The sequence below is a fragment of the Serratia sp. EC4 genome (assembly GCF_059652115.1).
Genome location: NZ_JBNIDE010000011.1, coordinates 1 through 11,727, shown reverse-complemented (window position 1 = coordinate 11,727; position 11,727 = coordinate 1). Strand labels below are relative to the sequence as shown.

Below are 11,727 nucleotides of genomic sequence, written 5' to 3'. Positions count from 1 at the left end.
GCTTTACAGCCGGTGCGGGCGCAGTATGATCGTGTCGCACACTCTGGAGGTTGACGATGCTGGACTCATTCATCGCATTTATTTCTCAGGGCGCGGAGCTGGGCTCCGCCGCCAGCCACACTCCGCAGGCGGCGGTCGCCGCGGTGCTGTGCGCCGCGCTGATTAACTTCTTCAGTTAAAAAAACAGCCGCATCAGCGGCTGTTTTTTCATCCTCAGATCACCCGAGAGAACTGCTGGCTGCGTGCCTGTTGCCGCAGATAGCGGTCGAAACACATACAGATATTGCGGATCAGCAGGCGCCCGCGCGGCGTGACGCGAATGCCTTGCTCATCGCGCTCCACCAGCCCATCGCGTTCAAACGGCGCCAGCAGCTGCAGGTCTTCGGCGAAGTAAGCGGTGAAATCGATGCCGTATTGCCGTTCGAGCGGCTGATACGCCAACCGGAAATTGCAGATCAGGGTTTTGATCAGATCGCGCCGCAGGCAATCGTCGTCCGTCAGCGCCAGCCCGCGCCACAGCGCGTTGCCCTGCGCTTGCACGCTGTCATAGTAATGCTTCAGCTCTTTCTGATTCTGCGCATAGCTGTCGCCGAGCATGCTGATAGCCGACACGCCCAGCCCCAGCAGATCGCTGTCGCCCTGAGTGGTGTAGCCCTGGAAATTGCGGTGCAGTTTGCCTTCGCGTTGGGCGATCGCCAGCTCGTCGTCCGGATGCGCAAAGTGATCCATACCGATGAACTGATAGCCGGCGTCAGTCAGGAACGCGATGCTCTGCTGCAAGATATCCAACTTCTGCTGCGCGCTGGGCAGATCGGCGTCTTTGATTTTGCGCTGGGCGGCGAACAAATTCGGCATATGCGCGTAGTTGAACACGCTGAGGCGATCGGGATTCAGTTCGGCCACCCGCTGCAGCGTGAAAGCGAAGCTTTCCGGCGTCTGTTTCGGCAGGCCGTAGATCAGATCGATATTGGTTGAGCGGAAGCCCAGCGCTTTGGCCCGTTCGATCAGAGCGAAGATGAAGGCTTCGTCCTGCTCGCGGTTGACCAACTGCTGCACCTGCTTGTTGAAATCCTGCACCCCCATGCTCAAACGGTTAAAGCCTTCGGCGCGTAAATGATCGAGCACATCCAGCTCAATCTCGCGCGGATCGACTTCGATCGACATCTCCGCATCGGGCAGAAAATCAAAATGTTCGCGCAGCAGCGCCACCAGCCGGCTGATTTGCGCTTTGTCCAGGTAGGTTGGCGTACCGCCGCCCCAGTGCATCTGGCCAACCTTGCGGCCGGCGAACAGCGGCGCACGGCTGGCGATCTCTTGCGCCAAAACGTTCAGGTATTCGTCGGCCTTGTGCGTCTGGCGCGTCACCAGCTTGTTGCAGCCACAGAAATAGCACAGCTTATGGCAGAAAGGGATATGCACGTACAGCGACAGCGGCCGCTCAGGGTAGCGCGCAGCGGCGCATTGAAACGCCGCTTCGTCGTAGCGCTGGTTAAACTCCAGCGCCGTGGGGTATGAGGTATAACGCGGCCCTGAGTAGTTATATTTTTGGATCAGGGCCAAATCCCAGACAATCGTCTGCTCTGACATGCTCACTCCTTCCGATATCTTTTTCTACCGGGCCGGGAGAGGGGCGGTTGTCTGCGCTGTCTGGCCACGGAAGCGCTGCGAAAACGCGCTTTGCGCTTAGACAGCCGCCATAGTTTACCGAATAACCACAGCAGATAACACATCAAGAGTAGGGCTATTGTCGGGATCAGCCACATGGCGCGTTAAAAAGCATCCTTCGGGTTGCCGCCTTTCAGCAGCTTCAGAATATCTTCCTGCTTCTCTTCTTCTTCCTCGTCGTCTTCATCGCCCAGCTCGATGCCCAGCACGTCCATCAGCACATCGATACGATCCAGCGTCTTATCGACATACGCCTGTTCTTGCGCGTTCAGCGTTTCGCCATCGTCGATGCGATCCAGCAGCGCGTTCAGGCGTTCGTCATTTTCCAGCTTCGCCAGCTCTTCTTCCGGCGACAGGCGCGGTTTCGCTTCGGCCTTTGGCTTCGGCTGCGGTTTGGCCTTCACTTTGGTTTCGTCGACCACCAGCGCAACCGGCACTTTACTGCCGATACGCGGATCTTTGGCTTCCGCCGCCGATTTGTTTTTTTGGCTGCCGGACTCAACCTGGGTGCGTGAACCGGAAGCGTGGCCGCGGCGCTTTTTCAGGCGTTTGCGCTCGCGCGCTTCCTGATCGAGCTCCATACGGCTTTTCTTTTTCGTTTTTGACTTCGCCGCGCTGCCGCGAGGTGCTTTTGATGGCTGGTTCATAGCGTGTGCTCTTAGGTATGTAGATTCAGTATAGAATTGCGGCGGAATCTAGCAGAAAGCGGACAAAGAAAAAAGGCGGCAGGTTAAACCTGCCGCCTATTTCGCACCTTCTTGCGAAGGGTATTCCTGTTACGCGCTCCTTGCGTACATGCAACATCCCGGTTTTTCCTTCTGCTATAACCGCATTCCCTGCCACTACGTCCTTCATCCTGAAAGGAAAATCGTCCATGGCGCAATCCATTCGCATCCGCTCTTCCCGAACGTGCTTCCTGCGGGCATCCAAACTGCCGATACTTCACCATCCGATGTGCCTGCCGCCTATTCCGGCGCGAAAGGGTCACTTCCTTTTGCGTTCATCCTGGCACTCATTGCACGCCCTGTGCATTCCCTGAGATTTGTCATCCTTCCCGGATGTTCCCTAATCCTGCGCAACCCTGCGTTAACGAGTACTTTACGTTATTGTTGCGAAGGCTCAAGGCACCTGACGCCGATTTGACTGACATTTCCACACAACGAAAAAACAACACATTGTTTTTAAAATAGAAACAGAAATATCGCTTTCGAATAAAGCGACATTACCCGCGATTCGAATGGCAAATGTCTCACAACGTACGGTCGGCATAACTGCCGTTTTATCGCGCCCCGCCGCTTAAAAACGGAGAAACACGCCATTTTTACCGCTGATGCAGTTATAATCGCCAACCAGTTAGCCATCCTCACGGAGACGAAAAATTTTGACCAGCAAGAACTACAACTATCATGTGACCCATTTCGTCACCAGCGCACCCGATATTCGCCATCTGCCGGGGGATGCAGGAATTGAAGTCGCCTTTGCCGGCCGTTCCAACGCCGGTAAATCCAGCGCGCTGAATACGCTGACCAATCAAAAAAGCCTGGCGCGCACCAGTAAGACGCCGGGGCGCACCCAGCTGATCAACCTGTTCGAAGTGGAAGACGGCATTCGTCTGGTCGACCTGCCGGGTTATGGCTACGCCGAAGTGCCGGAAGAAATGAAGCGCAAATGGCAACGCGCGCTGGGCGAATACCTGCAGATGCGCAACAGCCTGAAAGGGCTGGTAGTGCTGATGGATATCCGCCATCCGCTGAAAGATCTCGACCAGCAGATGATCCAATGGGCGGTCGACGTCGGCACGCCGGTGCTGGTGTTGCTGACCAAGGCCGACAAGCTGGCCTCCGGCGCACGCAAGGCGCAACTTAGCATGGTGCGTGAAGCGGTGCTGCCGTTTATGGGGGACATCCAGGTCGAAGCCTTCTCATCGCTGAAAAAGATCGGCGTCGACAAGCTGCGCCAGAAGCTGGACACCTGGTTTAACGAGATCCCGCCGGAAGTGCTGCCGGAAGAGGACATCGGCGAATAAGCCCTGATCGCACGTTTGAGCCGATGCCTCGCCGCATCGGCTTTTTTATGCCCGCAGATCGGCCGCAGGCGGGATTTTTCGTTATCTAATTACATTTTTGAAATAAAGCCATCATAAAGACTTATTGCCAAAACGGGCTTGTCTCGCCGAATTACGCGGATTGAGGGAGCGGAAGCTGAAATGAAAAGCGGGGCCGAGCGATAGGAAAAACGTATGGTTTGCTGCTGTTTTTACAATAAAAAACGCCCCAGTCAATACTGACTGGGGCGGCTAAATATTCAGCCAAATCCGATTACGTGAAGTAAAAGGTCTGAAAGATAGAACATCTTACCTCTGTACCCTACGCCTGTAACTCTACATCATTTTTTCGCAGGGAAAAAGAATTTTTTGTAGTTTACTTACACAATTTGCGGCGCAAGAACGGCGAAGTTGGGGAAACTATCGCCGCATCTTGTAGCTTAATTACGAAAAGTGCTTAGGTTATCGCCAGTTAGCGCATACGGCGATAACCCGGCGATCAGTGCGCCTCATCCCAGTTCATGCCGACGCCCACATCGACCTTCAGCGGCACCGCCAGCGTCATGCTGCCTTCCATCAGTTGGCGGATACGCTGGCTGGCTTCGTCGATCACCGATTCATGCACCTCGAACACCAATTCATCGTGCACCTGCATGATCGCGCGCACCAACGGCTTCTCCTGCCCCTGCAGCCAGGCGTCGACCTCGATCATCGCACGCTTGATGATATCGGCCGCCGTGCCCTGCATCGGGGCGTTGATGGCGGCGCGCTCGGCCGCCTTGCGGCGCATGGCATTGCTGGAGCGGACGTCCGGCAGATACAGACGGCGGCCGTCCAGCGTGCTGACATAGCCCTGCTCGGAAGCCTGCTGACGGGTGCGCTCCATGTAATCCAGCACGCCCGGGTAACGTTCGAAGTAGAGATCCATATAGCGCTGGGCTTCCCCACGCGGGATCCCCAGCTGACGCGCCAGGCCGAAAGCGCTCATGCCGTAAATCAAACCAAAGTTAATCGCCTTGGCGCTGCGGCGCTGCTCGCCGGTCACTTTATCCAGCGGCACGCCGAAAACTTCCGACGCCGTGGCGCGGTGAATGTCTTTCCCTTCGGCGAAGGCCTTCAGCAGCCCTTCATCCTGTGACAGATGCGCCATGATGCGCAGCTCGATCTGCGAGTAGTCGGCCGCAACGATGCGGTAGCCTTCCGGCGCAATAAAGGCCTGGCGAATGCGCCGCCCTTCTTCGTTGCGCACCGGGATGTTCTGCAGGTTCGGATCGCTCGAGGAGAGGCGGCCGGTGGCGGTCACCGCCTGATGGTACGAGGTATGCACCCGCCCGCTGACCGGATTGATCATCAGCGGCAGCTTGTCGGTATAGGTGGTCTTCAGCTTCGCCAGGCCGCGGTATTCCAGGATCACCTTCGGCAGCGGGTAGTCCAGCGCCAGCTCGGCCAGCACCTCTTCGTTAGTGGACGGCGCCCCGCCCGGGGTTTTCTTCAGCACCGGCAGCTTTTGTTTTTCGTACAGGATCGCCTGCAGTTGCTTGGTCGACGCCAGGTTGAACGGCTCTTCCGCCAGCTCGTGGGCCTGCGCTTCCAGCTCAGCCAGACGCTTGGCCAGCTCTTGGGAGTGGGCCGACAAAATGGCCGGATCGATCAGTACCCCGGTGCGTTCGATATGTGACAGCACCGGCAGCAGCGGCATTTCAATCTCATTGAATACCGTCAGCAGTTCCGCGCTCTGTTTCAGCTGCGGCCACATCGCCAGGTGCAGCTGCAGCGTGACATCGGCGTCTTCGGCGGCGTAAGGCGCCGCCTGCTCCAGCGCGATCTGGTTGAACGTCAGCTGGTTTTTGCCCTTGCCGGCGATCTCTTCAAAGGTGATGGTTTTGTGGCCAAGATAACGATCGGCCAGGCTGTCCATATCGTGACGGCCGCCGACGCTGTCCAGCACATAGGACTCCAGCATGGTGTCGTAGGCGATGCCGCGCATCTCGATGCCATAGCGCGCCAGCAGGCTCATGTCGAACTTCAGGTTTTGCCCGACCTTGAGCGCCTTCTCGTCTTCCAGCAGCGGCTTGAGCGCCTCCAGCACATAAGCGCGATCCAGCTGCGCCGGCGCATCCAGATAATCGTGCGCCACCGGCAAATAAGCCGCTTCGCCCGGCGCGATCGCGAAGGACAGGCCGATCAGGTTGGCGGTCAGGGTATCCAGACCGTCGGTTTCGGTATCGAAGGCAAACACGTCGGCCTTTTTCAGCCGCGCCAGCCAGTCGGTAAAGGTCGCTTCGTCCAGGATAGTGACATACCCGTCCTGGGACAGCTTGGCTTCCGCCAAGGCTTTCGGCGCTTCCACGGCGGCAGCCGGTTTGGCGGCGCCGGCAGCTTTCGCGCCCGCGCCTTTCTTGTGTTCCAGCCAGACGCCGGCTTCCACGTCCGCCAGCCAGCGTTTGAACTCGTACTGTTTGAACAGCTGTTGCAACGTGTCGACATCCGGCGCGGAGACCGTCAGGTCCGCGCAGGTCAGATCCAGCTCGACGTCGGTTTTGATCGTCGCCAGCTTATAGGAGAGGTACGCGACCTCTTTATTCTGTTCCAGCTTGGCCGCCATGGTTTTGGCGCCGCGGAAGCTCAGCGTGGCGATGTTCTCCAGATTACCGTACAGCGCATCCAGCCCGCCGATACCCTGCAGCAACGCCTGGGCGGTTTTCTCGCCCACGCCCGGTACGCCGGGAATGTTGTCCGATGAATCGCCCATCAGCGCCAGGAAGTCGATGATCAACTCCGGCGGAATGCCGTACTTGTCGCACACTTCCTGCGGACCGAGGATCGTGTTGTTCATGGTGTTGATCAGGGTGACGTTCGGCGTCACCAGCTGCGCCATGTCTTTGTCGCCGGTGCTGATCAGCACCGCATGGCCGGCCTTTTCGGCCTCCAGCGCCAGCGTACCGATAACGTCGTCCGCCTCAACGCCGGGCGTCACCAGCAGCGGCAGGCCCATCGCCTTGACCATGCTGTGCAGCGGCTCGATCTGCGCGCGCAGATCGTCCGGCATCGGCGGCCGGTGTGACTTATATTCAGCGAAGAGATCATCGCGGAAGGTCTTCCCTTTGGCATCAAACACCACGGCAACGTGGCTCGGTTGATACTGCAGCAGCAGGCTGCGCAGCATATTCAGCACGCCGTACATCGCGCCGGTCGGCTCGCCCGCCGAGTTGGTCAGCGGCGGGAAGGCGTGATAAGCGCGGTAGAGGTAGGAGGAACCGTCAACCAGGATTAGTGGGTTTTCTGCAATCTGGGCCATAGCGTTTCTTTATCGTGATCGGACATAGGGGTAAGCATGCCATAGCTGGCCGTCGGAGACGAACCTTAGCGTGCATTGCGGACGAAAATGATGTGATTGTGTGCGAGGATCCGCAAGATCTTACCTGTGGATAACTTTGTGCATAGAAAAGAGACCGAATTATAACGCTGCGATTATCGTTATAACGGCGAATAAAATTCCTATTTAAATCACCGCGTTAAAAGAACGAATTCCGGCGACGCTTTATTATTGGCTTTTATTGGATTTGTGGATATAACTTTCGCCGGATTTTAATCGCACTATTCATCAAATTCGGCGCCTCAATTACCATAGCACAAGCTGGACAAGTTGCACGAAAACTCAGCAAATGGTTATCCGATGAGACGAAAAACAGTGATTTTTAGCGGCGCTTTACCCCGGCGATTTCTGTTAAAATGCGTTTTTGTTCATGCGTTTTGGCATGCAACGATGTTCCCAACAACCGTCAGCCCATAATCATGCCAAGATTGTTAACGCCTGTTATCTTTATCATTTCCGTCATACTTACCATTCTGGTGACGGTGTTGTGCTCCATCCCCATCACGCTGGCCGGCATCGTGAAACTCCTGGTGCCCATTCCCGCCGTCTGGCGATATATCTCGGCTTTCGCCGATTTCATGATGTGGTGTTGGTGCCAAGGGCTGGCGCTGTTATTGCGCATTAACGGGCAATTGCGTTGGGATATTGAAGGGCTGGAAGGGCTGGACCGCAAAAACTGGTATCTGCTGATCAGCAACCACGAAAGTTGGTCGGACATTGTCGTACTGTGCGTGCTGTTCAGAAATCATATTCCAATGAATAAGTATTTTCTCAAGCAACAGCTCGCCTGGGTGCCTTTTGTCGGCCTGGCCTGCTGGGCGCTGGATATGCCATTCATGAAGCGTTACTCCCGCGCCTATTTGCTCAAGCATCCGGAAAAGCGCGGCAAGGATATCGAAACGACGCGCCGTTCCTGCGAAAAATTCCGCCAGCGTCCAACCACCATCGTCAATTTCGTCGAGGGTTCACGCTTCACCGAAGCCAAGAAAATTAAAAGCAATTCGCCGTATCGCAATTTGCTGGCGCCTAAAGCCGCCGGCATCGCGTTTACGCTCAGCGCGTTGGGCAATCAGTTCGACAAAATATTGAACGTTACTCTGCTCTATCCGGAAAATAACCAACGGCCTTTTAGGGATATGCTGTGCGGGCGGCTGACGCGTATCGTGGTGAGAATAGAGACGCTGCCGATCGATGAAACCCTGCACGGGGACTACTTCAACGACAAGCAGTTCAAGCGGCGCTTCCAGCTGTGGCTGAATACGCTATGGCAGGAAAAAGATCGGTTGCTGGATAAATTGAAACGGCAATATGGATAAAAAAACGCCGGCGATGCCGGCGTTTTCGCATGGGGTCTGGCTTATTTCTGCTGGCTGAGGAATTTAACCACATCGGCGAACTGCTTCACGTAAGCGTCCATCGAGCTGGTGTCCAGGCCATCGTTCTTAACCATGTATTTGCCGTTGACGAATACCGCCGGCACGCCGCGCAGCTGCAGATCTTCTGCGGCTTTCTCCTGTTGAACCACCAGAGATTTCACCACGAAGCTGTTCCAGGCCGCATCATAATCTGCTGCGGTCACACCCGCTTTCACGAAGACATTGCGGATATCATCCGGCGTTTGCACGGTCTGGGTTTTCTGCACCGCTTCAAACATCAGCGGGCTCACCTTGTCTTCCACGCCCAGCGCCATCGCTACCGCCCATGCCTGAGTCAGCTGTTTGCCCAACGGCCCCAGGAATTCAACGTGGTACTTGGTCATTTTGGTGCCGGCAGGCAGCGCTTTCTTTACGTTCTCAGACACATGATAGACCTGCTCGAACTGGTAGCAGTGCGGGCAGTAGAAGGAGAAGAACTCCAACACCTGCGGCTCGCCGGTCACCGGTTTGTCCAGGGTCACATACTGAGCGCCATCGCTAAACTGTGCTGCCGAGGCACTGAATGCCATCACCATGCCAACGAGCGCCAACCATATTTTTTTCATAAGACTAAACTCTCCATTGTGTTAAAGCTTCAATACATTGGCGTCAGCTGCAGAGGGGGCTCCTGCAACAGCTTAACCTGTTCGGTGAAGGCCGCAGTCTGAGACAACCAGAAATCAGACTCCGCCATCCACGGAAAACTCTTGGGGAAGGCCGGATCCTGCCAACGGCGAGCGACCCAGGCCAGGTAATACACCATGCGCATCGCCCGCAGTGGTTCAATCAACGCCAGCTCGCGCTGATCAAACTCGGCAAATTCGCTATACGCCTCCAGCAAGACATCCAGCTGCATCAGTTGATCGCGACGTTCGCCGTGCAGCAACATCCACAGATCCTGCACTGCCGGGCCGTTGCGCGCGTCATCAAGATCGACGAACAGCGGGCCATCGCGCCACAGAATATTGCCCGGATGGCAATCACCGTGCAAACGGCGCGGCTGCCAGTTCAGATGCCAGTGCGACTTGATCGCCGCAATCAGATTATCCGTCGCCTGCAGGAACGCGTCACGCTGCGTTGCCGGTAGCAGCTCGCAATCGGCCAGCACCTGGCGCGGGGCGGTGAGGTACTCTTCAATCCCCATCGTTGGCCGCTCGGCGAACAAACGCTCACCGCCGACCTGGTGGATACGCCCCAGAAAACGGCCCACCCATTCCAACTGATCCAGATTGTCTATCTCGTATTGCCGGCCCCCCACGCTGGGGAACAGGGCAAAGAAAAAGCCGCCGTGCGTATGCAGCGTAGCGCCTTGCAGCGCCAACGGCGCCACCGCCGGGATCTCCGCGCCGGCCAGATCCAGAGCGAACTGATGTTCCTCACCGATCTGTGCGGCGCTCCAGCGCTCCGGGCGGTAAAACTTCACCACGTAGCGCCGGCGATCTTCGTCCATAAACTGATAGACACGGTTCTCGTAGCTGTTCAGCGCCGTCAGGCCGGAATCGACGCGCAGGCCAACTCCTTCTAGCGCGTCCATAATCAAATCGGGCGACAGGGTGTCGAAATTAAAAGCAGAGTTATTCATAACGTTCGTTTGATCGCTGACAGCACGGTGCCGGGAATGAGAAATAGTAGCATTAATGGCGCATTTCACGCGCTATGCTTTCTCGCACCGCACGAGGATCAGTCCTTGATAACGCCGCGAGCGCGCAGCAGCGCCGTTTTAAAATCTTCTTCATAATCTTTCTTCAGGCCCGGGATCTGATCCGTGCCGGCGCTACCGCGCATTTTCAGGTGATAAATAAGAATATCGTCGCTCAGTTCGGACAACTCGCCCTGGAAGCCCGCTTCCTTCGCCAGCTTTTGCAAAAACTGCATCAAATTGAGATCGGGATCTTCCTGCCAGGCCGGGTGCAACAGCTCGATCAACTCGTTTACGCGATGCGTTTTCATCTCAATATCGTCCAATAGCATGAATAAACTCACAAAGTAACAGGCTTACCCACGCAGTGAAAGAACCGGCTTGTCAATAAAGGTAAATCCTGATGTCACGTCTGCTTTAGCGCTACAATCAGCGCATCGACAAGGCGGGATAAACGAGATGCATAAAGAAATCAGCGGCGTCATTTTGGCCGGCGGACGGGCCACGCGCATGGGCGGTGAAGACAAAGGCCTGGTGTCGATTGGCGGGATCGCACTCTATCAACACGTATTGGCTCGGTTACGGCCGCAGGTGACTTCCATCGTCATCAGCGCCAATCGCAATCAGGCATGTTATCAGGCGAGCGGTTTGCCGGTGATTGGCGATCTGACGCCCGATTTCGCCGGGCCGCTGGCCGGCATGCTGGCCGGGCTCAAGCAATCTTCCAGCGAATGGGTGGCCTTCGTCCCTTGTGATGTCCCCGACTTTCCCGCCGACTTAGTCGCTCAGCTATGGCAGCAAAAAGGCGCGGCGCAGGCGGCCTTTGCCAGCGATGGTGAACGAGATCACCCCACCCTGGCGTTACTGCATAGCCAAATAGCGCCGCAGCTGGCCGACTATCTGGCGCGCGGTGAACGCAAGCTGATGCTGTTCTTGCATCAAATTGGCGCACAACGCGTAGTGTTCAGCGGGCAGCAAGCGGCATTTCATAACCTTAATACGCCGGCTGACTGCCTGAATTGGCAACAAACGCGAGAGCTCAAAAAATGAATCGTTCATTGCCTCCCTTGCTGGCTATCGGCGCCTACAGCGGAACGGGGAAAACCACCCTGCTCAAACAGCTGATCCCGTTGCTGAAACAACGCCAGGTAAGGATTGGACTGATCAAACATACGCATCACGACATGGATGTGGATACGCCGGGTAAAGACAGCTATGAGCTGCGTAAAGCAGGCGCCGAACAAACGCTGGTCGCCAGCGATCGCCGCTGGGCATTGATGACCGAAACGCCGGAGCAACAATCTTTGGATCTACGCTACCTGGCAGAGCGTTTTGACGCCGATAAGGTCGACTTGATTCTGGTGGAAGGGTTTAAACATGAGCCGGTCAGCAAAATCCTGCTTTATCGGGCCGAGATCGGCAGACCGTTGGAAGACATGCTGGATCGGTTTGTGGTGGCGGTAGCCAGCGACCGACCGCTATCCATTTCGGCTAAGCAGCTGGATCTCAACCGACCGGAAAGCATCGCCGACTTTATTGTCGAATGGTTGAAAGGCGCAGCGTAGCTGCGCTTTTTTTATGTATTGCA

12 protein-coding genes are annotated in these 11,727 nt (G+C 56.3%); 5 read left to right on the top strand and 7 right to left on the bottom strand.

Translation table 11 applies throughout. From position 1 onward, the window contains the following. Positions 1-56 precede the first annotated feature (56 nt). Complete coding sequence (locus ACP39K_RS21975; protein ID WP_004931250.1) at positions 57-179, top strand: YshB family small membrane protein; 123 nt, start codon at positions 57-59, stop codon at positions 177-179. Between the two features lie 34 nt (positions 180-213). Here the strand turns inward: ACP39K_RS21975 and hemN are convergent, their stop codons facing one another. Both hemN and yihI read right to left on the bottom strand, forming a co-directional pair. Then, positions 214-1,587 carry an oxygen-independent coproporphyrinogen III oxidase gene (hemN, locus tag ACP39K_RS21970; protein ID WP_048796326.1) on the bottom strand — a complete coding sequence of 458 codons (1,374 nt, stop codon included), beginning with the start codon at positions 1,585-1,587 and terminating at the stop codon, positions 214-216. Between the two features lie 182 nt (positions 1,588-1,769). Then, on the bottom strand, positions 1,770-2,312 hold the full coding sequence (gene yihI / locus ACP39K_RS21965; protein WP_015379455.1) for a Der GTPase-activating protein YihI: 543 nt from the start codon (positions 2,310-2,312) through the stop codon (positions 1,770-1,772). A 734-nt stretch (positions 2,313-3,046) separates the two neighbouring features. On the opposite strand from yihI, the gene yihA reads away from it, so the two are divergent. Beyond that, the gene (yihA, locus tag ACP39K_RS21960; protein WP_497008831.1) at positions 3,047-3,691 is read left to right on the top strand and encodes a ribosome biogenesis GTP-binding protein YihA/YsxC; all 645 of its coding nucleotides are present in this window, start codon (positions 3,047-3,049) and stop codon (positions 3,689-3,691) included. Positions 3,692-3,969: 278 nt separating this feature from the next. Here the strand turns inward: yihA and spfP are convergent, their stop codons facing one another. After that, positions 3,970-4,017 (bottom strand): small protein SpfP, encoded by a 48-nt coding sequence (gene spfP / locus ACP39K_RS21955; RefSeq protein ID WP_071892919.1) that lies wholly within the window; start codon positions 4,015-4,017, stop codon positions 3,970-3,972. Between the two features lie 191 nt (positions 4,018-4,208). After that, positions 4,209-7,007, bottom strand: a complete 2,799-nt coding sequence (polA, locus tag ACP39K_RS21950) for a DNA polymerase I (protein ID WP_033639118.1) — start codon at positions 7,005-7,007, stop codon at positions 4,209-4,211. A gap of 497 nt (positions 7,008-7,504) precedes the next feature. On the opposite strand from polA, the gene yihG reads away from it, so the two are divergent. Further along, positions 7,505-8,401: a 1-acylglycerol-3-phosphate O-acyltransferase, YihG family gene (gene yihG / locus ACP39K_RS21945; RefSeq protein ID WP_033639117.1), complete on the top strand. Its 897-nt coding sequence runs from the start codon at positions 7,505-7,507 to the stop codon at positions 8,399-8,401. Positions 8,402-8,442: 41 nt separating this feature from the next. On the opposite strand, the gene dsbA is transcribed toward yihG, so the two are convergent. From dsbA to ACP39K_RS21930, 3 genes are all read right to left on the bottom strand, one after another. Beyond that, complete coding sequence (dsbA, locus tag ACP39K_RS21940) at positions 8,443-9,066, bottom strand: thiol:disulfide interchange protein DsbA (RefSeq protein WP_004931264.1); 624 nt, start codon at positions 9,064-9,066, stop codon at positions 8,443-8,445. Between the two features lie 29 nt (positions 9,067-9,095). Further along, positions 9,096-10,082, bottom strand: a complete 987-nt coding sequence (locus ACP39K_RS21935; protein WP_048796327.1) for a serine/threonine protein kinase — start codon at positions 10,080-10,082, stop codon at positions 9,096-9,098. Between the two features lie 98 nt (positions 10,083-10,180). Then, on the bottom strand, positions 10,181-10,450 hold the full coding sequence (locus ACP39K_RS21930) for a YihD family protein (RefSeq protein ID WP_004931268.1): 270 nt from the start codon (positions 10,448-10,450) through the stop codon (positions 10,181-10,183). 148 nt (positions 10,451-10,598) lie between these two features. Between ACP39K_RS21930 and mobA the strand changes: the two genes are divergently transcribed. Together mobA and mobB are read left to right on the top strand one after the other, a co-directional pair. After that, positions 10,599-11,189, top strand: coding sequence for a molybdenum cofactor guanylyltransferase MobA (gene mobA, locus ACP39K_RS21925; RefSeq protein ID WP_033639115.1), 591 nt, complete (start codon positions 10,599-10,601; stop codon positions 11,187-11,189). Continuing rightward, positions 11,186-11,704 (top strand): molybdopterin-guanine dinucleotide biosynthesis protein MobB, encoded by a 519-nt coding sequence (mobB, locus tag ACP39K_RS21920; protein ID WP_033639114.1) that lies wholly within the window; start codon positions 11,186-11,188, stop codon positions 11,702-11,704. The genes mobA and mobB overlap by 4 nt, the downstream gene beginning before the upstream one ends. Positions 11,705-11,727 lie beyond the last annotated feature (23 nt).

Excerpts from the sequence above, each read along its gene's own strand:
- ACP39K_RS21975 (WP_004931250.1), top strand. The coding sequence starts at position 57 with ATGCTGGACTCATTCATCGCATTTATTTCTCAGGGCGCGGAGCTGGGC.
- hemN (WP_048796326.1), bottom strand. The coding sequence starts at position 1,587 with ATGTCAGAGCAGACGATTGTCTGGGATTTGGCCCTGATCCAAAAATAT.
- yihI (WP_015379455.1), bottom strand. The coding sequence starts at position 2,312 with ATGAACCAGCCATCAAAAGCACCTCGCGGCAGCGCGGCGAAGTCAAAA.
- polA (WP_033639118.1), bottom strand. The coding sequence starts at position 7,007 with ATGGCCCAGATTGCAGAAAACCCACTAATCCTGGTTGACGGTTCCTCC.
- yihG (WP_033639117.1), top strand. The coding sequence starts at position 7,505 with ATGCCAAGATTGTTAACGCCTGTTATCTTTATCATTTCCGTCATACTT.
- dsbA (WP_004931264.1), bottom strand. The coding sequence starts at position 9,066 with ATGAAAAAAATATGGTTGGCGCTCGTTGGCATGGTGATGGCATTCAGT.
- ACP39K_RS21935 (WP_048796327.1), bottom strand. The coding sequence starts at position 10,082 with ATGAATAACTCTGCTTTTAATTTCGACACCCTGTCGCCCGATTTGATT.
- ACP39K_RS21930 (WP_004931268.1), bottom strand. The coding sequence starts at position 10,450 with ATGAAAACGCATCGCGTAAACGAGTTGATCGAGCTGTTGCACCCGGCC.
- mobA (WP_033639115.1), top strand. The coding sequence starts at position 10,599 with ATGCATAAAGAAATCAGCGGCGTCATTTTGGCCGGCGGACGGGCCACG.
- mobB (WP_033639114.1), top strand. The coding sequence starts at position 11,186 with ATGAATCGTTCATTGCCTCCCTTGCTGGCTATCGGCGCCTACAGCGGA.